Source organism: Pseudomonas sp. ACM7, assembly GCF_004136015.1.
Lineage (GTDB): Bacteria > Pseudomonadota > Gammaproteobacteria > Pseudomonadales > Pseudomonadaceae > Aquipseudomonas > Aquipseudomonas frigoris.
Genome location: NZ_CP024866.1, coordinates 207,878 through 229,461, shown reverse-complemented (window position 1 = coordinate 229,461; position 21,584 = coordinate 207,878). Strand labels below are relative to the sequence as shown.

The 21,584-nt window shown below is 57.9% G+C and carries 22 protein-coding genes and 2 pseudogenes; 8 read left to right on the top strand and 16 right to left on the bottom strand.

All coding sequences use genetic code 11. From position 1 onward, the window contains the following. Positions 1-44: 44 nt before the first annotated feature. A complete protein-coding gene (locus CUN63_RS01185) occupies positions 45-1,718 on the top strand; it encodes a tetratricopeptide repeat protein (protein ID WP_129436827.1) in 1,674 nt (557 codons plus the stop codon). Then, complete coding sequence (locus CUN63_RS01180; protein ID WP_306108950.1) at positions 1,609-2,571, top strand: transposase; 963 nt, start codon at positions 1,609-1,611, stop codon at positions 2,569-2,571. The genes CUN63_RS01185 and CUN63_RS01180 overlap by 110 nt, the downstream gene beginning before the upstream one ends. Before the next feature lie 568 nt (positions 2,572-3,139). Here the strand turns inward: CUN63_RS01180 and CUN63_RS01175 are convergent. Then, a complete protein-coding gene (locus CUN63_RS01175) occupies positions 3,140-3,808 on the bottom strand; it encodes a polysaccharide lyase family 7 protein (protein ID WP_129436826.1) in 669 nt (222 codons plus the stop codon). 347 nt (positions 3,809-4,155) lie between these two features. On the opposite strand from CUN63_RS01175, the gene CUN63_RS01170 reads away from it, so the two are divergent. Further along, positions 4,156-5,244, top strand: coding sequence for a DUF3616 domain-containing protein (locus CUN63_RS01170; RefSeq protein ID WP_129436825.1), 1,089 nt, complete (start codon positions 4,156-4,158; stop codon positions 5,242-5,244). Positions 5,245-5,281: 37 nt separating this feature from the next. Further along, positions 5,282-5,737 (top strand): LysE family translocator, encoded by a 456-nt coding sequence (locus CUN63_RS01165; RefSeq protein ID WP_256657648.1) that lies wholly within the window; start codon positions 5,282-5,284, stop codon positions 5,735-5,737. A 245-nt stretch (positions 5,738-5,982) separates the two neighbouring features. Here the strand turns inward: CUN63_RS01165 and CUN63_RS01160 are convergent, their stop codons facing one another. The 7 genes and pseudogenes from CUN63_RS01160 to CUN63_RS01135 form a co-directional block, all read right to left on the bottom strand. Continuing rightward, a complete protein-coding gene (locus tag CUN63_RS01160; RefSeq protein ID WP_256657647.1) occupies positions 5,983-6,129 on the bottom strand; it encodes a hypothetical protein in 147 nt (48 codons plus the stop codon). A gap of 145 nt (positions 6,130-6,274) precedes the next feature. Next, positions 6,275-6,352: pseudogene (locus CUN63_RS32600) on the bottom strand (PaaI family thioesterase); the annotation flags it as partial. 148 nt (positions 6,353-6,500) lie between these two features. Then, a pseudogene (locus CUN63_RS01155) lies at positions 6,501-7,036 on the bottom strand (LysR substrate-binding domain-containing protein); the annotation flags it as partial. Positions 7,037-7,160: 124 nt separating this feature from the next. After that, entirely contained in the window at positions 7,161-7,928 is a 768-nt protein-coding gene (phnE, locus tag CUN63_RS01150; protein WP_129436823.1) for a phosphonate ABC transporter, permease protein PhnE, read from the bottom strand. Continuing rightward, positions 7,925-8,752 (bottom strand): ABC transporter permease, encoded by an 828-nt coding sequence (locus CUN63_RS01145; protein WP_129436822.1) that lies wholly within the window; start codon positions 8,750-8,752, stop codon positions 7,925-7,927. The genes phnE and CUN63_RS01145 overlap by 4 nt, the downstream gene beginning before the upstream one ends. Then, positions 8,746-9,543, bottom strand: coding sequence for a phosphonate ABC transporter ATP-binding protein (locus CUN63_RS01140; RefSeq protein ID WP_129436821.1), 798 nt, complete (start codon positions 9,541-9,543; stop codon positions 8,746-8,748). Before CUN63_RS01140 ends, CUN63_RS01145 begins: the two co-directional genes overlap by 7 nt. Further along, the gene (locus CUN63_RS01135) at positions 9,540-10,391 is read right to left on the bottom strand and encodes a putative selenate ABC transporter substrate-binding protein (RefSeq protein ID WP_129436820.1); all 852 of its coding nucleotides are present in this window, start codon (positions 10,389-10,391) and stop codon (positions 9,540-9,542) included. Before CUN63_RS01135 ends, CUN63_RS01140 begins: the two co-directional genes overlap by 4 nt. A 241-nt stretch (positions 10,392-10,632) precedes the next feature. Between CUN63_RS01135 and CUN63_RS01130 the strand changes: the two genes are divergently transcribed. Beyond that, positions 10,633-10,941 carry a panthothenate synthetase gene (locus CUN63_RS01130; protein WP_129436819.1) on the top strand — a complete coding sequence of 103 codons (309 nt, stop codon included), beginning with the start codon at positions 10,633-10,635 and terminating at the stop codon, positions 10,939-10,941. Positions 10,942-10,986: 45 nt separating this feature from the next. On the opposite strand, the gene CUN63_RS01125 is transcribed toward CUN63_RS01130, so the two are convergent. The 4 genes from CUN63_RS01125 to CUN63_RS32525 all read right to left on the bottom strand — a co-directional run bounded on the left by CUN63_RS01125 (position 10,987) and on the right by CUN63_RS32525 (position 15,349). Then, a complete protein-coding gene (locus CUN63_RS01125) occupies positions 10,987-11,472 on the bottom strand; it encodes a GNAT family N-acetyltransferase (RefSeq protein ID WP_178082653.1) in 486 nt (161 codons plus the stop codon). A gap of 149 nt (positions 11,473-11,621) precedes the next feature. Then, on the bottom strand, positions 11,622-12,425 hold the full coding sequence (locus CUN63_RS01120) for a 2OG-Fe(II) oxygenase (RefSeq protein ID WP_129436818.1): 804 nt from the start codon (positions 12,423-12,425) through the stop codon (positions 11,622-11,624). Positions 12,426-12,508: 83 nt separating this feature from the next. Continuing rightward, positions 12,509-13,318, bottom strand: coding sequence for a glycosyltransferase family 2 protein (locus CUN63_RS01115; RefSeq protein WP_129436817.1), 810 nt, complete (start codon positions 13,316-13,318; stop codon positions 12,509-12,511). Positions 13,319-13,852: 534 nt separating this feature from the next. Next, positions 13,853-15,349: a methyl-accepting chemotaxis protein gene (locus CUN63_RS32525; RefSeq protein WP_129436816.1), complete on the bottom strand. Its 1,497-nt coding sequence runs from the start codon at positions 15,347-15,349 to the stop codon at positions 13,853-13,855. 268 nt (positions 15,350-15,617) lie between these two features. Here CUN63_RS32525 and CUN63_RS01105 point away from each other — a divergent pair, with 268 nt between their 5' ends. Then, positions 15,618-16,088 carry an anti-virulence regulator CigR family protein gene (locus tag CUN63_RS01105; RefSeq protein WP_129436815.1) on the top strand — a complete coding sequence of 157 codons (471 nt, stop codon included), beginning with the start codon at positions 15,618-15,620 and terminating at the stop codon, positions 16,086-16,088. A 99-nt stretch (positions 16,089-16,187) separates the two neighbouring features. On the opposite strand, the gene CUN63_RS01100 is transcribed toward CUN63_RS01105, so the two are convergent. Together CUN63_RS01100 and CUN63_RS01095 are read right to left on the bottom strand one after the other, a co-directional pair. Further along, positions 16,188-16,622 (bottom strand): GFA family protein, encoded by a 435-nt coding sequence (locus CUN63_RS01100; RefSeq protein WP_129436814.1) that lies wholly within the window; start codon positions 16,620-16,622, stop codon positions 16,188-16,190. Positions 16,623-16,664: 42 nt separating this feature from the next. Then, on the bottom strand, positions 16,665-17,606 hold the full coding sequence (locus CUN63_RS01095) for a carbon-nitrogen hydrolase family protein (protein ID WP_129436813.1): 942 nt from the start codon (positions 17,604-17,606) through the stop codon (positions 16,665-16,667). 103 nt (positions 17,607-17,709) lie between these two features. Between CUN63_RS01095 and CUN63_RS01090 the strand changes: the two genes are divergently transcribed. Next, positions 17,710-18,393, top strand: a complete 684-nt coding sequence (locus CUN63_RS01090) for a helix-turn-helix domain-containing protein (RefSeq protein WP_129436812.1) — start codon at positions 17,710-17,712, stop codon at positions 18,391-18,393. 93 nt (positions 18,394-18,486) lie between these two features. Further along, positions 18,487-19,005: a hypothetical protein gene (locus tag CUN63_RS31985; protein ID WP_256657646.1), complete on the top strand. Its 519-nt coding sequence runs from the start codon at positions 18,487-18,489 to the stop codon at positions 19,003-19,005. A gap of 194 nt (positions 19,006-19,199) precedes the next feature. Here CUN63_RS31985 and chrA read toward each other — a convergent pair whose 3' ends face one another. Beyond that, a complete protein-coding gene (gene chrA / locus CUN63_RS01080; protein WP_129436811.1) occupies positions 19,200-20,558 on the bottom strand; it encodes a chromate efflux transporter in 1,359 nt (452 codons plus the stop codon). Beyond that, positions 20,551-21,495 (bottom strand): chromate resistance protein ChrB domain-containing protein, encoded by a 945-nt coding sequence (locus tag CUN63_RS01075; protein WP_129436810.1) that lies wholly within the window; start codon positions 21,493-21,495, stop codon positions 20,551-20,553. The genes chrA and CUN63_RS01075 overlap by 8 nt, the downstream gene beginning before the upstream one ends. Positions 21,496-21,584 lie beyond the last annotated feature (89 nt).

Below are 21,584 nucleotides of genomic sequence, written 5' to 3'. Positions count from 1 at the left end.
AGATTTCCTGCGAGGTTCCCTGCTCTGGTCGAGAGGATAAATCGATGCACGACTATTACGATTTGGGCACCTACAGCCGCCCGGTGACGACCCACTCGTCCCAGGCCCAGCGCTGGTTCGATCGTGGCTTGGTATGGTGCTACGGCTACAACCACGACGAATCCATACGCTGTTTCCAAAAGGCGATCGAACACGACCGCGATTGCGCGATGGCCTACTGGGGCATCGCCTACGCTTCGGGCCCCAACTACAACAAGCGTTGGGATGCCTTCATCGAACAGGAGTTGAAAGAGGCCGTGGCCCAGGCCCGACTGGCGACGCAAACCGCGCTGGGACATATCGACGGCGCAACACCGGTGGAACAGGCGCTGATCCGGGCGCTGGAGCAACGCTACCAGGCCGATCAGGCCTCCAGCCTCGACCAACTCTTCGCCTGGAACGATGCCTATGCGGCGTCCATGCGCGATGTCTACAAAGCCTTTCCCGAAGATCCCGATGTCGTTGCGCTGTTTGCCGAAGCGTTGATCGACCGCACACCCTGGCAATTGTGGGATCTGAAAACCGGTAAACCGGCGCCGGGCGCCGACACGCTTGAAACGGTAGACGTGCTGGAACGGGCGCTACGGCGGATGGCGCAGCACGGCGATGCGCCGCACCCCGGCGTGCTGCACATGTACGTCCACACCCTGGAAATGTCGCCCTACCCGGAGCGGGCGTTGCGAGCCGGCGATGTCCTGCGTGACCTGGTGCCGGATGCGGGACATTTGCGCCATATGCCGTCGCACATCGACGTGCTCTGCGGTGACTACCGTGGGGCCATGGTCACCAATAGCCGGGCGATTCTGGCCGACAGCAAATACCTGGAACAGGAAGGGCCGCTCAACTTCTACACCTTGTATCGATGCCACAACTACCACTTCAAACTCTATTCGGCGATGTTCCTCGGGCAATACCAACCGGCCCTGGAAGCCGCCGATCAACTGATGTCGACCATCAGGGAAGAACTGCTGCGCGTGGAGCAACCGCCCATGGCCGACTGGCTGGAAGGCTTCGTGTCGATGAAGGTCCACGTGCAGATACGCTTCGGCAAATGGCAGGACATCCTCGCCACCCCGCTGCCGAACGACCAGGCGCTGTACTGCGTGACCACGGCGATGCTGCATTACGCCAGAGGCGTGGCGCATGCGGCCACCGAGTATATCGCCGCCGCAGAAGCCGAACAGCGACTACTCCTCGAAGCCTGGACCCGAGTGCCGGACACACGCTACCTTTTCAACAATAAATGCACCGACATTCTGGCGGTTGCCGCAGGCATGCTGCGCGGGGAAATCGAGTACCGTAAAGGCAATTACGACGACGCCTTCGCCCACTTGCGCCAGGCGCTGTCACTGGACGACAACCTGCCTTACGACGAGCCATGGGGCTGGATGCAACCGGTCCGGCATGCGTTGGGCGCGTTGCTTTTGGAGCAGGGCAGGGTAGAAGAAGCGTTGCAGGCCTATCGAGCCGATCTGGGACTGGACAACACCCTCAGCCGTGCGTCCTGGCATCTGGACAATGTGTGGAGCCTGCACGGCTATGTGGAATGCCTGAGACGACTGGGGCTGGATGCCGAAGCTGCTGCCGCCCAGACGCGCCTTGATCTGGCCATGGCCCGGGCGGATGTGGAGATTAAGGCCTCGTGTTTTTGCCGTGTTGGGGCGGGGGGCTGCCAGTGATGCCCGAAAGCGCCGGAGATTGCCTATGGACCGATTGTCTACGTTGTTGTCGCAGTTCGGCGTGCGCGCAAACCTGTTTTACTGCGGCAAGCTGTGCGGAATGGCGTCATACGATGGCGCTGACCCGCGCGGGCATATTCACCTGCTGCAGGCAGGCACCGTCACGTTGCAGGGGCTTGATCGCAAGGACTTGCTGCTTACCCAACCCAGTCTGATTTTTTTGCCGCGCCCAAGCCGGCATCGTGTCGAAGCGCAGTTCGACATCAAGCCGGAGCGCCTCATCGGCGATACAGCCTACGGTACAGCGCCGATGCTGGCCTGGATGGTGGAGGAAAAAGACATCGAGCCGCATGTGCCGGTATGGGACAAAACCGAGCGCAAGAACGACAGTTTCTCGAGCAACGATTTCCACTGGAATGAGGAGACTGAGGAATACCGCTGCCCAGCCGGCAATGCATTGCGCAGCGAATGGCGAGCCTTCAAGAATGAGCGTTCGCACGTCACCAAAGCCAACACCATCATCTTCCGATCCCGGCAGACCGACTGCGCGACATGCCCGATGAAAGCCAAGTGCTGCCCGAACACTGCGTTTCGCAAGATCGATCGCAGCATTCATGAAGCGGCTCGAGAGGTGGCTCGTGGAATCGCGGCGACGCCGGAATACGTGCGCTCTCGTCACCAACGCAAGAAGGTCGAAATGTTGTTTGCCCACCTCAAGCGCATCTTGAAACTGGATCGCTTGCGACTACGTGGCATGAGTGGCGCGACCGATGAGTTCACACTGGCGGCAGCGGTACAGAACCTGCGTCGATTGGCCAAACTTACATCTCAAGGGCCACCCGCCACGGGATAGGTGCGCCTGCTTCATCAAAAAACCTCAAATCAACCCACTGACAAAGCAGCAACGATCAACGAAGGACCGAAAAGCCACTTAACAGTGGTGAATAGGTTCTCTGTTGAAGGCCAAGTTCAGTGTCGCGTTTCCTGAAAAACCGACTTTTTCAACACAATCGGCCGATAGCTGCCCATCGCGAAATGGTGCAATCGACCGGCCCCCTTAAGGTTAGTTAACTCAATCCAGCACCGGGCGCAGGAAAGAGCGTTCATAATTCAGGATAACTCTTCACTGGGAAGCCTCCGCCACCAATCTGATGCATTCCTCGTCCCGCTCGCCTTTTTTGCGATAGTGAACGTGATGGCACCATGTAAGGATGCGTGCCGCCACCTTCGACACCCGCCTGCGATAGCAGCGTATCCCACTGGATGCGCACGCAATGGTTTTGAAAGGCTTCGAGGGCATCTGCGGCCTGCGCGGTTGAGTTCACTGACAGCTAGCCACTTGGTAGCCGATCGACGAGGAAATCCACTAAAGTCTTCACCCTTCGGATCGGCGTGCCGACGGTAGTGACCCAATGAAGCGACTAAATTTTGTGATGGATCTCCAGCATCCTGAACGTCACTTTTCCACCCTCGCTGGGATAGCCGGTGTTGTCCTGCACATACGCACCGGCTTTGAAATACAGTGGTTTGGTCTTCCAGCTCGGGTCGATGGTGGTTCTCCAGTTGTATCCTGCTGCGCTGATGCCCAGCGCGCCCTTCGGGCTGAGGTGGATCTGGTAGGAAAAGTCGCGGTTGAGCGGCACACCCGTCGCAATGGTAATGACCTGGCCTTCTTCATCGTCGGGACGCATGCGCACCTTGGCGACAATGTTTCCCGTCGAAGTCGACGTTTTGTACTGGTACTCCAGCTTCACCATGGGGCTGTTGCTGTCCTTGTTGTGAATCTGGCCAATCACGATCTTGCCGGTGCTCGGAACCTGATTGACGGCCAGACTCGCGCGCAGGGTGTTATCCGCCGCTGAATACTGCCAGTTGCGCAGCGTTCCATCGCTATAGGTTTCCCGCAACTCGCTACGCGGGTAAATAGCGTTGGCCGTCCTGGAACCGGTCACAGGTGCCCAGAAGGAAAGGGTAGCGGCTTCAGAACTGAAATACTGGTCCTTGAACCCTTGCGCCAGTCGAGGCGTTTCTATGGTGGCCGGTGGGCTGCCTTCAGGGATGCTTAAATTCCAGGTGGCGAGGTCGATCATGTCAAGAATCCTGTATGCGGAGAATGTTGCGGCCACAGTTGCGCTCGAACCTGCGCTATTGAGCTGTGTCAGTTGGGTCTGCTGATTAGGAAATTCGTATGGCGGTAGATTGACGTCAAATGTTCGTCGATGGAGTTATTGCAGGCTTTGTGCCCACGGGCGTAACCGTTAGTCGGCTATTTTGGAAGTTGACGGAACTATTGTGGGTTGGCTTGCGGAAGCGAAGGAACCAAACCATCAGCGGTGGACCGGTCGGCCAGGACGAGTGCATGCACTGGACGAAGAACACGCGCAGAATCTGGTTCTGAATAACCGGCGCGCCGCGCCATAAAGACAGGAGACCGCTCATGAGCGACCGAAGCAATTTTGCGCTGTTGAGCTTTGATCCGGCGTTTGCGTCGTTGCGCGATGGCCTTTCGGTCGCTCAGCAGATTGACGACACACTCTGGGTGGCGAACGACGAAACCACGAGCCTGGAACGCCTGAAAATCCAGAATGCTACGCCCGGCGGCGGCGTAAGGTGCGACGAGCACCAATCATTTCCACTCCTGGAATATCTGGATTTGCCCCTACCGAAACAAGACGCCGAGATCGATATCGAGGGCTTGGCCTATGTCCATGACAGTGGTTACCTCTGGGTGGTGGGCTCCCATAGCCTGAAGCGCAAGAAGGCCGAGACCGGCACTTCTGCACAGAAGAATATCAAGCGCCTGTCGACGGTAGAGGCGGACGGCAATCGCTTTCTGCTGGCCCGCATCCCTGTGGTGCAGAACGACAGCTATGTACTCGCCAGGAAAGTGGATGCCGATGGACGTACGGCGGCGCAGTTGCAGGGCAACGAAGTCGGTAACGACCTGACCGCGGCGATTGCTGAAGATCCTCAGCTACGCGACTTCCTGCGTATCCCGGGTAAGGACAACGGCTTCGATATCGAAGGGTTGGTGGTGATCGGCTCGCGCCTTCTGCTGGGGCTGCGTGGACCGGTTCTACGCGGCTGGGCCGTGTTGTTGGAGATCGAACCCGAGTTGAACGACGCCTCGTCTGACACGCTGGTGCTGAAGAAGATCGGTCCGGATGGGCGCCGCTACCGTAAGCACTTCTTCGCGCTCAATGGCCTGGGCTTGCGTGACCTGTGCACCCGCGGTGACGATCTGCTGATCCTGGCGGGCCCCACCATGGAGCAGGACGGTCCGGTAACGGTCTTCCGCTGGCGCGGCGGTTTCGCGTCCGACGAGGAACGCGTGGTCTTCACCGATCAATTGGAGAAGGTGCTGGAGGTGCCTTTCGGGCAAGGCAACGATCACGCTGAGGGCATGTGTCTGTTCCAATCGGGCGAGCAGCCTGGGGAGGCTCTGCTGATCGTCTACGACTCTGCGGCGGAGAGTCGTAAACACGGCGATACGGATGTGGAAGGGGACCTGTTCATCCTGGATTAGCCACGCACATCGACATCAACGCGGCCTGTAGATCAGTTTGCCTGGGCTGCTGGTCGCCACCCTCGGACTTGCCGCACTGACCCAGCAGTTCGAGTCGGTCTTCATCGCGGTGAAATGGCTCGGCGTTGCCTTTATCCTGTTCATCGCCTGGAACTTATGGTCAAAGAACACCGAACAAATGCAGGCACCTCCAAAGCGCTCAGCAGGCGCGGGCCTTCTCGCCGCAGCCGTGCTGACTCTGAGTAATCCAAAAGCCGTCGTATTTTTCGGCACGGTGTTGCCCCATGCATTTGATCTGACGGCTCTGTCCTATCCAGAAGTCATCTTCATTACCGCGCTCGGCATTGTGATCGAACTCACCGTCCAATTGACTTACCTCGTTACCGCGTCGCGAATCAAGCGGGCCATCCAGTCACCGAAGGCAATGAAGCGCCTGAATAGAACGTCAGCAGGCGTCATGACGGGTTGTGCGGGTTGGGTGGACGTTTGCTGATGGCGGATTTGAGACGCAACCAGTGACCGCTGATGGCCGATTCTGTCGAAAAAGTCGGTCCGCCCAAACGACCTGATCATTGCCTGGTGAAAACGCCTTTTTTGCACGCTGCTACGTGAAATCTGAGTCCCGATGCCTCTGCCGAGAGTAAAGATTTCAATCTCGGACGCATACTTTTCTGCCGCGGAAACCATGGCCGACTTTTTCAACAGAATCGGCCGATTCCAGCCTTTAAGAAAGAGAGGCTACTTGATCTGAAACAGGCGTGAAATCGTGACCAACGCTTTCTCCCCGTCAGCCTCATAGAGGCCAAACAAGGACGCTTGGTCGGTGAGGCGATGCAGGCGGAAATAGTTATAGAAGGCTTGACCCAGGCGCTGCTTCTCGAACATTCCCTGGTTCCAAAGGCCGAAGAATTCGTTATAGGCGGCCTCCTCGATTTCCAGCCCCGGTGGCTGTCCATTTGAACCTCACTTGATGGTGAACTCTGGCGGGTCCTGCCAAACCGCCAATGGGTGGTGCTTGGGTGGAGGCAACCTACCGACTATGAGCGACGGCTGCCAGTTGCTCGGTATCTACGCGAACAAAAATGGAGTCTCCGATAGCCGTCAGCACAAGATCCTTGGGCCGTTGGATGGGCAGCCAGTCCTTCAGGTTGGAGACGCGCAACGATGGTAGTCGCCGCCCCCATCCTGGTTGGCATCAAGATCGGACTCTCGCGATACGCGAAAGTACGCGCTGCGCGAACCGTGGGGTGAGGGCTTCACTCAGTCATCGGGTCTGCCGCTTCCAGGTTACCCAGCAGCCACTCACTGAAGCTTCGCGCCAGCGCATTGTTCTCACTGTCACGATGGGTCAGCATGGCCCAGTTCGGGCCGCGAATGGTTTGCTCAACCAAGGGTTGCAACAATCCTTGGGCGCGCGCCTGCCGACTCAATAACTGGCTGACCAGGGCGATACCGAGCCCCGCGCACGCGGCGTCCAGCAGCAGGCCGGGGTCGGAGAAATTCAGCCCCTGATCTTTCTGGCCGACATCGATGCCAGCCTCCACCGCCCAGTGACTCCAATCCATTTCCCGCTCGCCGTGAAGGGTTGTGCGCTGTTCGCGTGGTGTGCCGGGGTGGTGTTGAGGACCAGTTGGTTGGGTTTCTGGTACTGCCCAAGGCGGCGAATGCCGACGGCCAGTTGTTGCAGCAACGCTTGGGTGGTGCTGAGCAGGTCGTGACCGGCATCGGTCAGGCTGACGCTGCGTCCACTGCGAAAGAACAAGGGTTGTTCAAGGTATGCCTCAAGGCTACGGTTATGCACGGCTGATCCCTGGCAAAGACATTCCCCAGCCCGATATGCGGGCGCGCATGCGCACCTGGACCAAGTTCAAGACTGCCACCGCGAAATGACTTCATCAGGCGACGATAAATATGAGTCAGGCCTTGACCCAGCGTTGACGGCTCCAGCTGCTCAAAGTATCGACGGCAAATACCAGCAACAGCATCGCCAGAATAACCGTGCTGGCTTGAGCTTCCTGGAACAGGCTGAGGCTGACATAGAGCATTTGCCCCAAACCACCGGCGCCGACGAAGCCGAGCACACTGGCCATGCGGATATTGTTTTCCCAGCGGTACAGGATGTAGGCCAGTAGCTGTGGCACCAGGTTGGGCAGTGATCCGTAACAGAACGCCCATATGGCATTGCCGCCCTGCAAGCGGATGGCTTCGGCCGGTTCGGGTGGGGTGTTTTCCAGCGCTTCGGCGAACAGCCGGCCGAGCACGCCGGTGGTGTGCAAGGCCAAGGCCAGGGTGCCGGCATTGGGGCCGAGCCCGGCGGCCAGGACCATCAGCGCAGCCCACACCAGTTCCGGAACCGCGCGCAAAGCGTTGAGCACCAGACGCGAAGCGCTCTGCAAAGGCCAGCCGAAGCGTCCCGCCGCGGGCAATGCCAACAGCAGACCGAGTACCGCCGCGAGCAGGGTGCCAAGGGCGGACATGGCGATGGTTTCCAGGGCGCCGTGGCCGATGGCTTGTAGATGGCCCGCGCTCAGGTCCGGGCTGAGAAAACGCTGCGCATAAGCGCCCATCTGCTTCAGGTTACCGCTGCCACCGAGCTCGCCGAGGTCGATGCCCAGGTAGATGAACGAGGCGACCACCGCTGCGCCGATACACAGGAGCAGCACCAGGTTGATCAGGCGATTCATGCCAGCCTCCAGCGCAGCAGACGGCTGAGTTGATCGGCGAGCAGTACCAGGACGAGAAACGTTAGTAACAAACTGGCCACTTCACCGCCGGCGAACATGCGCAGCGACAAATCCATTTGCTGGCCCAGACCGCCCGCACCGACGAAGCCCATCACCACCGAGGCGCGGATTGCGCATTCCCAGCGGTACACCGTGTACGACAGCAGCTCCGCAGCGACATTGGGCAGGATCCCGTAGAAAAAGGCTGCCAGCCGACCGCTGCCAGCTTGCAGCAGCGCGTGGGCCGGGCGCTGATCGACCGACTCGAAAATTTCCGCGTAGACCTTGCCCAACATGCCGCTGTAGGTAATGGCGATGGCCAGCACCCCGGCCGTCGGACCGAGGCCGACGGCGCGCACGAACAAAAGCGCCCAGACGATTTCCGGCACGCTGCGCAGGAAGATCAGTAAGCCGCGTACCGGCCAACGCAGCAGTTGACCCCAATAGCCCGGGTGGCCGGCACGGGAGGCGGCAGACAGCGATAGAGCCCGACTGGCCAGCAGGCTGGCGGGGACGGCCAACAGCAACGCCAGGGCCATGCCGGCCGTGGCGATGGCCAGGGTCTGCAAGGTGGCTTGCACTAACAGCTCAATGAATTCCTCGCCATGGGCCGGTGGCCAGAAGGCTGAGACAAACCGGCCCATCTCGCTCTGACTGTCACTCGCCACCAGCACACTGAGGTCCAGCTCGCTGAAATGGATGCCCGGCCACAGCAAGGCAAGGGCCAGCAAGGTGAGCAGCAGGCGGGGTCGGGTGGCCGGATCTCGGGTATCACGGGTCAGCATCGGGGAATCTGCACACTCAAGGGCGCCGGAGCAATCGGTGGAGATTGCAGTTGTTCGTTGGCGTAGAGCTTGTCGAGCAGCTCGCGGTCGACTTCGCTGGCCGCAAGGTCGAACAGGATCTGTCCGTCACGCAAGCCGATGATCCGCGAAAAGTGCGCCAGGGCCAGCTCCACCGCATGCAGGCTGGCGACCAGTGTGACGTTGTGCTGCCGGGCATGGCGGCAGAGCACCGACAGCGTGTGCTCGGCCAACACCGGATCCATGGCCGATACCGGCTCATCGGCCAGCAACACCTCGGGCGCTTGATACAACACGCGGGCAATGCCCACGCGCTGTAGCTGTCCACCGGACAGTTGCTGACATTGCGCGAACAACTTGTCGCTGAGGTCCAGCCTGGCCAATGCCGCGCGTGCGCCCGGAATATCCACCGGATGCAGCAAGTTCAGCAGACTTTTGCCCAGACCCCACTGCCCCAGCTTTCCAGCCAGAACCGCGGTGACCACGCGCTGGCGCGGTGGCAGCGGGGGCGCTTGATGGATCAGGCCGATGCGCGCGCGCAGACGCTGACGCTGACGGGCAGACAGCTGCCAGGCGCGCGCGCCGAGCACCTGCAGCTCACCGTTGTCCGGTCGCAGGGCGGTGGCCAGCAGGTTGAGCAGGCTCGACTTGCCCGCGCCGGACGGACCGATGATGGCGACCTGTTCGCTGGCACCGATGTGCAGGTCCACACCACGCAGCGCTTGGACGCCGTTGGCGTGGGTAAGGCTGACCTGGGTCAGATGCAACGTCATTTGAGCAGTTCGGCGGCGCGTGCGGCTTCCTCGATGCCCTTGTAGTTCTCGGGTTTGGTTTCGATGAATCGGCTGGCGGCCTGCAAATCCAGAATCTCCTTGTCCTTCGGCTTCGCCGGATCGAGAGCCAGAAAGGCTGCCTTTATCTTGGCTGCCAACGCCGGGTCGAGGGTCCCGCGTACCGTCCAGTTGTAGTCGTAGTAGGCCGGGGTGGTCGCAAACACTCTGACCTTGGTGGTGTCGACCTTGCCGGCGGCGACCAGTTTTTCCCACACGCTGGCGTTCAGTACCCCGGCGTCTACCTTGCCGGCCTGGACCCAGGCGACAGTGGCGTCATGGGCGCCGGAATAGCCCACGCGACTGAAGTACGTTTCCGGTTTGATGCCATCCTTCAGCATAAAATAGCGCGGCATGAGACTGCCTGACGTGGAGGACACCGAGCCGAAGGCAAAGGTCTTGCCCTTGAGGTCGGCGAGGGATTTGACGGCTGGGTCGGCGGTGATGAATTTACTGGTGAACTGGGCGTCCTGTTCACGCTGTACCAGCGGAATGGCATTGCCGGTTTTCAGGCGGGCCTGCACGAACGTGAAGCCGCCCAGCCAGGCCATATCGATCCGGTCAGTGGCCAGCGCCTCGACCACGGCCGGATAGTCGCTCACGGGTACGAACTCGACCTTCATGCCCAATTGCTGTTCCAGATAGGCACCAAGCGGCTTGAACTTGCGCAGCAGTTCGGTCGGGGCTTCATCGGGAATCGCGCTGACTTTCAGGGTGTCGGCGGCCTGCGCCAACAGGGTGCAAAAAGACAGCGTCAAGCCGACAGCCAATGCCAGGGTACGGTTGAGCATGAAAATTCTCCGGTGCATTAAGTGAGGGTAGACGAAATGGAGTGAAATTGACCACTTTTGGCCCCATCGTTAGTGTGAAAAGCCTGAAGTTGATCCGGCCAGGATGATCCTTGGGTTAGCGCTTTTAGCTGCCCGGAATCGCCATGTTTCATGACCGCCCGTAACCCTGCATGAGGGTTGGCTCACGCTTCGCTATTCTTGATGACACTACAGGGTTGCAAGTTGAACAGAGGATTGACTGATGAAGATGTTACTGATGGTCGAGTGCCCTAATGAACCCTTCAACTCCCTTGTCAAAGCCGGGAAAGTGGGCGAGGTTATTGAGCGCATCCTGAACAGCATCAAACCGGAGGCGGCGTACTTTACCGAGCAAGATGGCATGCGTGGTGGGATTTTTGTGGTCGACGTACAAGACCCCTCCGACATCCCCGCATTGGCGGAGCCCTTTTTTCTCAACTTCAACGCCAGCTGCAAATTCCGTATTGTGATGAGCGCACAGGATCTGAAAAAGGCCGGTCTGGAGACACTCGGGCAAACGTGGGCGTGCTGAGAGGCCATTTGGGGTCGGTACTGACGGCCCAGATCCGCCCGTTGGTCAGGTCCGTACAGTCCAAAGCATGGTCTGAACCGTGATATGCGGATGACTGACCAAAGGTTCCCATTCATCGATGAAAGAGAAACCCTGCTTTAGATAGAAGTTCGAGGCTCTTGCATTGTCCGGGGAGACATCCAGAAAAACGCGATCATGCCCTTTGCCGATCGCGCGAGATTTCACCGCCTCAACAAGCTGAGCTGCCACACCAGAACCACGTGCAGCGGGTTCAACCCACATTCCGATCAGGTTATAGCGATTCGCTTGGCTGACTCCCGCACCGATCATCCCCACCGGTTTATCGTCCTTGATGGCCAACCAGAATTCCGGTCCGGCCGCTGATGAGGCGCGTTCTTTCCACTGCTCGTCACTGTAATTCGCGGCAGTTTGGTAACTCACACCAAACGCTGTCGGCGTGTCCAAAAGCGCAGCGAGACGGACTTGCTTCAAAAACATCCAGTCTTTGGCTTCCGTCAATCGAATGTCCATGATCTTCCTTAACGATGGCGAAACTTTATCGTCCCATAAGCATGTCGAGGGAAGAAACACCTTGTCGTTGCGCAATGGCTGCTTTTGGCTGTGGATTCAACCGGTCGATGCAACAGACTGGCTAAATCTTTCAGCGGGTGTTTCGTAGTTTAGTTTTTCTTCTTGATTAGTTTGCCCATGTAGTACTTTAGACTGAAACGATCTTTGGGCCTTGGCTTGTAGTGGGTTTTGTTTCTTTGTGCGGGATCGATCACCATGGTCCCTGCGGTGTAGTAATAAAGCGCTATAGATCTGCGCGTGACGTGCTCTGGCGTTGTTAAAGGCTCTGGATGCCCATGATTGCTGTCTTTGTCAGTGTTGAAAATGACACATCGATTGTAAATGGGCAGAACTTTTTTAAGACAGGTTTTCATGTCGACATCCCAAAGTTCAAGGTTACCGCCGTACTCCTCTCGCCAGTCTTCATTCAGATAAATGATGATATTCAGTCTGCGCTCAACATTAAGCTTTTTGTTGAGCCTGAAGTCCGAGTGCACCCCCAGGAAACCACCACTTTTCGTTTCATGCAGACCGCCACCAGCAAAGTAGGGGTCGGGTATCAGACCTTCGATGCCTGTGAGCTTTTCAAGAAATTGCAACATGGGGGCCGAGTTAAAGGCGTTGAAAACAGTCTTCAAAAAGGGGGGGCATTCGTTGGGACTGATTTGACGTTTTAGTTGGCCTTTATAGCCGCGCTCATAGAGCGTTTCGTTGTTGGTTGGCTCGATTGGGAAGTGCGAGCAGATACTCGCAATCAGCTCTTCATCCAGGAAATTATCGATGACAATGTGCGGAAATGGCGTGGCCTGAATATAGCGACTGGTCAATGAGGAACCCAAGGCGCTGGCGGCGTTCTGGTCGAAATCAAGCTCCGGGGAGAGGGTCATAGGTAGTGCTTGAGTGATGGGTGCCATTACCGCTCCAATAACTAAATATAAAGACTTGTGGGTGACTTGAAGCAGAGTCCAGTGCCCTGCTCGTTGCGTCTCTTCGTAGCTTAGCTTTTGCTGTCGTCTTTCTTCAGGCGCTTAAGGATATTGTTGTACATTTTGGTTCGTCTATGAGTCTTTTCATAGCCGCCAGCCGCTGCGACAGTGCCAGCCTGGATGTGATCCAGATAGCTGAAAATTTTACGCGGCGATAACATTTCAACGACATAGCCAAGCTCGGTCATGCGGTCTTGGAGGGTGTAGCCAGGCACGCGATCATCCATCGAAAAATGCATGTTGTGCTGTTTGATAAGTTTGCAGTTCCACAATGTGCAGAAGCTCTTCAAGTAGACTTCTCTGTACGGTCTCGGTTCTCTGGAACGTAATCCCATGGAGATTTTCATACGTCTGAAATGATGTTGGAACAGGCGTGAGCTAAAGCGCCAAAGTGTTCTGGTAGTGCCGCGATTTATTTGCTCAACACAACCGACGGCTACGGTTTTTTGGTTTTTCAAGCATTTATTCAGCATCATCGGAAAAACATTTTTATCAAAAACAAATGTATCGGTGTGCATTAGAAATAAATAATCAGTTTCAACTCGCTCCAAAACCAGATCAAGTGCTTTGCCATGCGCGATATGCCCAGGCTCTGGTTCGGAAACAGATCGCTCGATTAAATTGATCCAGTCAAGAGTTCGTAAATACTCAGTGCTTTCATCGGCGGAATAGTTATCAACTACCCATATTGGGACGCTAAGGCTGCCCACATGCTGGTGCAATAAGTCTAAGCATATCTTGGTGATTTCTGGTGTTTTGTAATTGACTATAACTATGCTGAAGTTTTTGGAACTGTCAGCCAGGTAACTAGTGTTGTTCATTGTTCGGGCGCCCATTGATATTGCATGTAATTTTATTGCATGTGCAGCTTTCGCTTATTTGTCTGCGCAAAATTTTGCGTGACTGTAAAGCACAATTTGTTAAGCCGCTTTGTTGTACGTAATAACCATAGCTTACCCGGACCTGATGGAGAGCAGTATATACGGACTTCATCGTATAAGGATCTGCGCTGTAGGTAAACATCCGTGACTTAATTCGTTACACGTCCCGCTAGCTATCTCCCGCACACGCAGCCTGGTCGCAGGCACGTAGATTACTGTCGATGGACAAATTTAAGAGCGCCAGATATCTCTGACTCGGAGTGGGGCTTTCTGCCCGAACTGGCTCAGTGAACATCTTTGTGTCCTGACAGCCTTGCGATCGGTCCCTCTGATGACCCTGGGACCTATCTTTCATGGTTATGAGGGAAATGCACTGTGTGGGACATTTTCTAAGCGGTGATGACAGAGGCGGTGCCACAGGAAACAACCGTTGATGCAGATGCCGTGGCGCCAACGGTTACTCAGCATTGAGCCTTACTGATGAAACGTGCGGCCCGGTGCATCCAGGCGAACCGCGATGGGGGGCAAGCGCTGGCTGCTCAGGGCACGGGTTTCGACATCGTCTGCGGTGTTTTGCGCGATGCTCTGCACAGACTGCAAGCGCCCGACCACTTCGCGGCTTGCCGTGGTTTGTTCGCGGGTGGTGGTGACAATGCGCCCATTGAGTTCATCGATATGGGAGATGTCGCTGCCCACCGCCTGCAACACCGCGGCCGCCAGCTGACTGTCTTCGACACAGCGCTCCACGCCTTCACGGCTGTCATGCATGGCCTCGACGGCTTTGCGGCTGCCTTGCTGCAAGGCCTCGATGATCGTCCTGATTTCCTTCGTGGAGAGGGCGGTGCGCTGCGCCAGGCTGCGTACTTCATCGGCCACAACGGCAAAACCTCGGCCTTGCTCGCCGGCGCGAGCGGCCTCGATGGCGGCGTTGAGGGCCAGCAGGTTGGTTTGTTCAGCAATACTGCTGATGACCTCCAGGACGGTACCGATTTGCTCCGCCTGTCCCGCCAGAACCTGCACGGTTGAGTGCGTGCCTTTCAGGCGAAACGCCAACTGAGTGATTTCCTGCTGCGCGCGGTTCACACTTTCCTGTCCTCGGGTGATTTGCACGCTGGCCTGGCCGGCATGTTCAACGGCATGCTCGACGTGAACGGCTATATGCCCCATCGCATCGCCGATCCGCTGCATCGAACCCGTCATCTGGGCAATTTCCGTCAGCTGATGCTTCGCCCCTTTCTCTAGCGTGTTGCTCGCCTTGGCAAGCTCCTGGCCCAGCTCACCCAGGCCGTGAGAGTCGCGAACAACCCCGTCAACCAGGGCGGTAATCTGCATCAGGAATTGGTCGAAACGATCCGCGAGCGATACATGCACCGTGGCCTTGTCTCCCTTGCCAGCATCGACGGCGAGCTGGGACGTGGCTGCGAGCATCTTGTCCAGCATGTCCTGGCTCTCCACCGCTTCGGCTTGACTGTGCACGGCCAGATAGAGCAGAGCGACCGTCTCCATGACCACATAGAAGGCGTGAACGAACACCATCGTCCACCCACCGTGATGCGCCATGACGTAGACCGGAAAACCTTGGTGTTGCAGTGCATGGAAGACCACGTGATGAACGGCGATCGTGGCAGCGGCGACCAGAATCGGTAGCCAGTCGCGATAAAAAGTCAGTACCGCCAGCAACGCGAAAATACCAAAGTGGGATTCAATGACGCCCTCGGCCTGATTGATATGCAACGCGGCCATGACCATCAAACCAATGCCCAGGCAACACCGCATCAACCGCGTGCCGCCCATTGCGCGATAAAGCACCGTCAGCAGCAGACTCGTACCGCCACCCACCAAAAACGCCTGAATAAACGTGTCGTGCCAGTAAGCCAGACCCAACGCGAAGAGGAACATCAGCCAGATCAGGCCCAGCATGATTCGGTCGGCTTTGCGGTAGTGGTCAAGAAAACGAGGGGGCAAAGGCATTCACTTTTACTCCACGTAATTGAGCCGGAATAAAGCAGGTCATTTCGGCATGTCGGGGCATACATGAGAAACCGTGAAGAGCGTAGCCGTTTGCCATCACCCCTCCCGTGTTCGACGGTGAACACGGGAAACAATGTCAGAAATAGAGGCAAGTAATGCTGAAGTGACGCGCGGTGGGGCTTGGGTGTCGATGGGAGGAAATGGAACCCACATCACCGATAGCGTCTAAATTACAGAGAGATGTCCCGCCACCCTGAAGGAACGACTCATGCTCAGATCTCGCTCATTGATTGCAGCAATTACATGCCTTGCGCTGGTTTCCGGTCCAGTGACTGCATTGGCCGATCCTGGTAATGGAAAGGGCCAGGGAAACGGCAAGGGACATCCGCAAAACAGCCAGGTTCACGGCAACCAGGGAGGTCAGGGAGGCAAAGGCAAAAATGCCGGAGGCGGCGATTGGGATAATGGCCCAAGCATCAACCGCGGCAGCGTTCTCGGGATTATTGGCGGGTATCGGGACTACTGGAGCCCCGGACCTGCATTGCCACCCGGCATCCAAAAGAACCTCGCGCGAGGCAAGCCGCTTCCACCGGGGATTGCCAAAAAACTGGACGGACGGTTGATCGGCAGGCTGCCTAATTATGATGGGTATGAATGGCAGCAAGTTGGCACCGACTTGATATTGGTCGCGCTGGCAACCGGGCTCATCTACGAAGTGCTCAACGGTGCTTTTGATTAATGGGCATGATCCATATGCCCATTTGAAGGATGTTCCGGCGCGGCTGCCTATGAAATTGCCGGACTGCTGCCGAACAGGTGGCAACCGGCGTAACCCGCGCTATTCGTCCATGCTGATGCCCGATCCCCCTAATTCGTTGGGGACATCCTTCAGCTTGGGCAATCCATCCTTGATGCGCAGCACGGTCTCCTGATAGTGGACGTGAACGCCTGGCGAATACGCGAGATCCGGGATGACCGCGGCATATACATCGATCAGCCCCATCCCCGGGTGTTCAGTGAAGATGTGCCCGCCGCAAGTCTTGCACCACTTGCGGAAACTCTGCGGTGTCTTGTTGTAGGTGCCGATATTGTCAGCCCCCCGAGTCACTTGCACCGCCTCGGGTTTCCACAGCGTGAAGGCATTGACCGGTCCTGCTGACCAATGCCGACACGACTCGCAATGGCAGTAGCCCATCGCGGCCGGCTCGCCACTGACGGTGAACTCGACTGCGCCGCAAAAACAACTGCCCTTGTAAGACCGTTCAATGCTCATGGCATGACTCCTTGATCAATTGCCAGGCGATACCGCCGGACGTCATTCGTCAATGTAGCGCACCGCAGTCGCCGGCGTGCGCCGCACCTGCAGTTCGAAAATGTCAGGGCGCGCGTAGTGCCCGGTGACGTCGAGCGCCCGCCGCGCTGGCGCCACGAGTGTGACGTCGATGTCCGCATACAGAATGCCTGCCTCTCGGTGTAATGGACCGGCCACGATCCGGCCTTGAGGACTGACCACCACCGAGTCGCCGTCGTTGATCCATTCGTCCGGATCGGGAAACAGTTGCGCACGCGCCGGGAAGTCGTCGGGGATGTCACTGCCGCGCAGCACGGTGCCGCTGCCGAGCACCCAACAGCGGCCTTCGAGCGCAATGTGACGCATCGTGCTGATCCAGCCATCGCCACAGTCGTACGTGGGGGCGACGTAGATTTCCACCCCTTGGGCATACAGAGAATAGCGTGCCAGCGGCATGTAGTTTTCCCAGCAGATGAGCGTGCCCACGCGGCCGACGGGTGTATCGACCGTGCGCAACCCGCAGGCATCACCGAAGCCATGCACCATGCGCTCGGGATTGGTTGGCATCAGCTTGCGGTGTCGGTTGAGCACTGCGCCGTTCGTGCCGATAAGGACTACGCTGTTGTAGAGCGTGCCGCCACCATTGCGCCGGTCGCATTCATCAATGCCGCACACGATCGTCACCGCGTGAGTTCTGGCGGCCTCGCACAATTCGCTCAGGTCACCGTTCGCGATATCGACGGCATTGGCCAGCAGCCGCGTGTGCAACTGGCCCATTACAGCCCCGTCCTTTCCCGCCGCCAGCCGCCAGATCCATGACGGGTAACCGGGAATGTACGATTCGGGCAAAACGATCAGCGAGGCTCCCGCCGCCGCTGCCTCAGCGACCGATTGCACGGCCCGGGCGATCGTCGCGCTGCGATCGAGCAGCACGGGCGGGCGCTGAATGATGGCTACCTTGGTCATGGCGTGCTCCTTTGGCGGTTAGCTTTCGAGGTTTCAGCGTGCGCGTGGCGAGGTGGCGGGGCTAGTTCAGAATCTGAAGCGTTGTAATTGCGGAGCCAAGGCAATGGACGAAAGCTACGGTCAGTTCTGCACGGTCGCGCGAGGTGCTGAAGCCCTGTGCGAGCGTTGGACACCTTTGGTCGTGCGCGAGCTGTTGTGCGGCAGCAAGCGCTTCAATGAACTGCACCGCGGCGTGCCCCGAATGTCCACCAACCTGCTGGCACAGCGGCTGCGGCATTTGGAAGAAATCGGCGTCGTGCGCCGCACGGCCACCGGTAAAGTCTGGGAGTACAGCCTGACCGAGGCAGGCGAGGAATTGCGCCCCATCATCATGGCGCTAGGGCATTGGGGCGCGCGCTGGATCGGCAGTCGCCTTCGCGATGACGAACTCGACGCGGGCCTGCTCATGTGGGACGTGCGCCGGTTCGTGCGCATCGAAACGTTCCCGTCCCGACCGGTGGTCATCCAGTTCAAATTTCGCGACGCGCGGCCCGGCGAACAAGCGTGGTGGCTCGTGGTTGAACAGGGCGTGGCAGACCTGTGTCGCGACGACCCCGGACGCGAACTGACGCTCGTCGTGGACTCCAGCGTGCGCGCGTTGACCGAGGTTTGGACGGGCGACCGCACACCGCGCGAGGTTCTGCAGTCGCGAGAGCTGCGTGTAGATGGCGCGGTGAAGGATGCGGAAAGTTTGTGGCGCTGGCTTGGCACGAGTGCGTTCGCGGGTACCCGGAGCGCTGCACGCTAGCGCTGGCAACATCCGTCGGTCGCAGGACTTGAACTGTCTGGGGCTTAATGCGTCATAAGACTCGCGATATCAACCAACCTTACGGAAGCAATCATGCTTTTAAAGAATAAGAGTCTCATTGCTGTAATGTCCTGCGCCCTGATGCTTGCGGCCGCCCCATTACTCCCTGCTGACCTGTCCATCATGAACTCTGCCTATGCGAAAGACGGTGGTGGTGGTGGTGGTGGTGGTGGTGGTGGTGGTGGTGGTGGTGGTGGTGGCGGTAATGGCGGTGGTAATGGGGGAGGTAATGGCGGTGGCCAGGGCGGCGGTATAGGCGGCGGTCACAGTGGTTCAGATCACTCCGGCGGCGCTAACAGTAACGGCCGCGGCAATGGACTGGCCAGCGATCACGCCGGTAAGGCTGTTCGCGACCATGGTGAAAGCGGAAACCACTACGGCAGTGAACGCAATAGTGATCGCGGTCATGGCCCAACGACTTCAGGCATCGCCCATTCCAAAGACACTCGCGGCGTAGCCAAAGCCAGTGCAATCTCGACCTCAACGCCAGGCGATCACAACACGAAAGGGTTGAGCAAAGCCGGGACATCGGTTTCGAAAAAATCGCACTGATCAGCCATAACGGCTGATAGGGAAGTACAACAGACTCAACAAAACGGGCGCCCGACAAGGCGCCCGTTTTCGTTTGTTCCGCTGCTTGAACCCGTAAGCGTCGGCCGATCACATCCAACAAGTCACAAGGAGTGATTTCCGAGGTAAGCCAAACGGATCACCTCGCATTTTGCTTCGTCCCTCACCTGTGCTTTCTAGCGCAGCAGATGCACCGCCAAGCCGACAAGCGCGCAAGCCATCAGCACCTGAATGACGCCCCGTTTGAAGCGGAACAAGGCAATTGCCGCCAAAATGGCGATCAGCGCAGAAGGCCAGTCGAGGTTGCCGCTGAAGCCCCGCGGCCACAGCACGTGATAGCCGAAAAAACATGCCAGATTGAGGATCACTCCCACCACCGCCGCTGTGATTGCGGTAAGCGGTGCGGTGAATTTGAGTTCGTTGTGAGTCGATTCCACCAGTGGGCCGCCGGCAAGGATGAACAGGAACGAGGGCAGGAAGGTGAACCATGTCACCAGGGTGGCTGCGACAGCGCCGGCCAGAAATACATGATCGGCGCCGAACACTTGTGAGACGTACGCTCCAACAAAGCCGACGAAGGCCACTACCATGATCAGCGGCCCTGGTGTGGTTTCTCCCAGTGCCAAACCGTCGATCATCTGGGTCGGGGTAAGCCAGCCATAGTGACCGACCGCACCTTGATAGACATACGGGAGGACGGCATAGGCCCCGCCAAAAGTCAGCAACGCGGCCTTGGTAAAGAACCAGCCCATCTGGGTCAAGGTACCTTCCCAGCCAAAAAGCGCGGTCAGGATTCCCATCGGCAACGCCCACAGCGCTGCGCCGATGAGGGCCAGCAGCGCCAGTTTCATCCAGCTGAACCGGGCATGTTCCGGGGACGGGGTGTCGTCATCGATCAAGGCCGGGCCGAAGGACTTTTTGGCAGCGCTATGGCCCCCGGTTCTGAACTTCTCAGGCGCCAGACGCCCTCCGACATAGCCGATTAACGCTGCCCCCAATACGATCAGCGGGAAAGGAACATTGAACGCGAAGATCGCGGCAAATGAAGCGGCTGCTATCGCCCACAGCCAATTATTCTTCAGCGCCCTAGAGCCGATCCTGTGTGCCGCCTGCACCACGATGGCCGTCACGGCAGGCTTGATCCCATAGAAGAGGCCGGCCACCACAGGCACTTCGCCGAACGCGATGTACATCCACGATAAAGCGATCAGGATGAACAGTGAGGGCAGCACAAACAGCACTCCGGCGATCACTCCGCCCCAGGTCCGATGCATCAGCCAGCCGATGTAGGTCGCCAATTGCTGAGCCTCTGGCCCAGGCAGCAACATGCAATAGTTGAGCGCATGGAGAAAGCGTCGTTCGGAGATCCAGCGCCGACGTTCCACCAGTTCCTGGTGCATGATCGAAATCTGTCCTGCTGGCCCGCCGAAACTGATGAAGCCGAGCTTCAACCAGAACCAGAATGCTTCACGCAAGCTGATGGCCTCCGGCCTCGATAGATCCTCTCCAGCCGTTGATGCCCGCACCTTACTCATTGGGTTGTTCCTCTTTCACAAACTCGGTGAGCAGGCCGTCGAAGATGGCGCTGGCAGCAGCCAGCAAGTGGTCGTCATGGGTAATGGTTTCGCGCAGTCCTGCCAGCACGCGTTCGATGCCGGCAGCCTCCAAAGGCTGAATACCGCCGATATCGAGGTAGTGCACCAAGGCCGCAATGCGGTTCAGGCCGGGTTCTTGAAGCTCAAAACTGGCTTGCAGGGTTTCGAAGGTCACGCGATTGCCGACATGACTGAAGGTCGCATCATCGAAGTCGAAGCCCAGCGCGTCTGCCGGACAGTCATGTGGAGTATTCAGCCAGAGGATCTGAGCTTGAGGATCAATGAAGCGCCGAATCAACCAGGCACAAGCCAGACGATCAACCCACGGACGCTTACGTGTTGCCCAGACACGACTTTGATAATCACCACGGTTGAGTGCCGTTATGGGCTCGTCGCGGCTATGGGGTTCATCCGCAGACAACGCTCTGCTAGCAGCCGTCTCAAGCTCCTGCAAGGCTGAATCCATCTGCTCCTTGGGCTTGCCTGGGAAATAATCGATGTGAGTGAGCTGATCGTAGTTTTTGCGCAGCTTGCGAATTTGTTTGGTGGTGACCAATGCGTTTTCAGGCTTGAGCTGCCCACGGCACTCTTCAATCTCTGCGCGTAGCTTGCTGTAGTCATCGCTACGGTCGAACAACTCGACAAAGCGCTCACCCTCCGGATCGACCACGGGCAGGATGTAAACAGTGCCATTGATAGAAAGGATATCGCGCTCGACAGACGCCAGAGCTTCACGACAGACACCGGTATCAGGCAACAGATAGGCACCATCGCGCAGAACCGCCGCACCTGAGGCTTTCAGGGCACGCCAGGCTCGCATGCGCTCGGTGGCATTCGCGGTGGGTAACGCGAGAATCAGTGTCAGCCAGGTTTTCATGTAGTTGGCGCTATTTATTTTGTAGTTGTTATTACATTAACTGTGGTTTTGGCGTTTGGAAAGCCATCCTTAAAATCTGGGATTTTGGC

Excerpts from the sequence above, each read along its gene's own strand:
- phnE (WP_129436823.1), bottom strand. The coding sequence starts at position 7,928 with ATGAATCGCCTGATCAACCTGGTGCTGCTCCTGTGTATCGGCGCAGCG.
- CUN63_RS01125 (WP_178082653.1), bottom strand. The coding sequence starts at position 11,472 with ATGGACATTCGATTGACGGAAGCCAAAGACTGGATGTTTTTGAAGCAA.
- CUN63_RS01145 (WP_129436822.1), bottom strand. The coding sequence starts at position 8,752 with ATGCTGACCCGTGATACCCGAGATCCGGCCACCCGACCCCGCCTGCTG.
- CUN63_RS01180 (WP_306108950.1), top strand. The coding sequence starts at position 1,609 with ATGCCGAAGCTGCTGCCGCCCAGACGCGCCTTGATCTGGCCATGGCCC.
- CUN63_RS01170 (WP_129436825.1), top strand. The coding sequence starts at position 4,156 with ATGAGCGACCGAAGCAATTTTGCGCTGTTGAGCTTTGATCCGGCGTTT.
- CUN63_RS31985 (WP_256657646.1), top strand. The coding sequence starts at position 18,487 with ATGCTTTTAAAGAATAAGAGTCTCATTGCTGTAATGTCCTGCGCCCTG.
- CUN63_RS01115 (WP_129436817.1), bottom strand. The coding sequence starts at position 13,318 with ATGAACAACACTAGTTACCTGGCTGACAGTTCCAAAAACTTCAGCATA.
- CUN63_RS01120 (WP_129436818.1), bottom strand. The coding sequence starts at position 12,425 with ATGGCACCCATCACTCAAGCACTACCTATGACCCTCTCCCCGGAGCTT.
- CUN63_RS01160 (WP_256657647.1), bottom strand. The coding sequence starts at position 6,129 with ATGTTCGAGAAGCAGCGCCTGGGTCAAGCCTTCTATAACTATTTCCGC.
- CUN63_RS01095 (WP_129436813.1), bottom strand. The coding sequence starts at position 17,606 with ATGACCAAGGTAGCCATCATTCAGCGCCCGCCCGTGCTGCTCGATCGC.
- CUN63_RS01105 (WP_129436815.1), top strand. The coding sequence starts at position 15,618 with ATGCTCAGATCTCGCTCATTGATTGCAGCAATTACATGCCTTGCGCTG.
- CUN63_RS01185 (WP_129436827.1), top strand. The coding sequence starts at position 45 with ATGCACGACTATTACGATTTGGGCACCTACAGCCGCCCGGTGACGACC.
- CUN63_RS32525 (WP_129436816.1), bottom strand. The coding sequence starts at position 15,349 with ATGCCTTTGCCCCCTCGTTTTCTTGACCACTACCGCAAAGCCGACCGA.
- CUN63_RS01175 (WP_129436826.1), bottom strand. The coding sequence starts at position 3,808 with ATGATCGACCTCGCCACCTGGAATTTAAGCATCCCTGAAGGCAGCCCA.
- CUN63_RS01090 (WP_129436812.1), top strand. The coding sequence starts at position 17,710 with ATGGACGAAAGCTACGGTCAGTTCTGCACGGTCGCGCGAGGTGCTGAA.
- chrA (WP_129436811.1), bottom strand. The coding sequence starts at position 20,558 with ATGAGTAAGGTGCGGGCATCAACGGCTGGAGAGGATCTATCGAGGCCG.
- CUN63_RS01140 (WP_129436821.1), bottom strand. The coding sequence starts at position 9,543 with ATGACGTTGCATCTGACCCAGGTCAGCCTTACCCACGCCAACGGCGTC.
- CUN63_RS01075 (WP_129436810.1), bottom strand. The coding sequence starts at position 21,495 with ATGAAAACCTGGCTGACACTGATTCTCGCGTTACCCACCGCGAATGCC.
- CUN63_RS01100 (WP_129436814.1), bottom strand. The coding sequence starts at position 16,622 with ATGAGCATTGAACGGTCTTACAAGGGCAGTTGTTTTTGCGGCGCAGTC.
- CUN63_RS01130 (WP_129436819.1), top strand. The coding sequence starts at position 10,633 with ATGAAGATGTTACTGATGGTCGAGTGCCCTAATGAACCCTTCAACTCC.
- CUN63_RS01135 (WP_129436820.1), bottom strand. The coding sequence starts at position 10,391 with ATGCTCAACCGTACCCTGGCATTGGCTGTCGGCTTGACGCTGTCTTTT.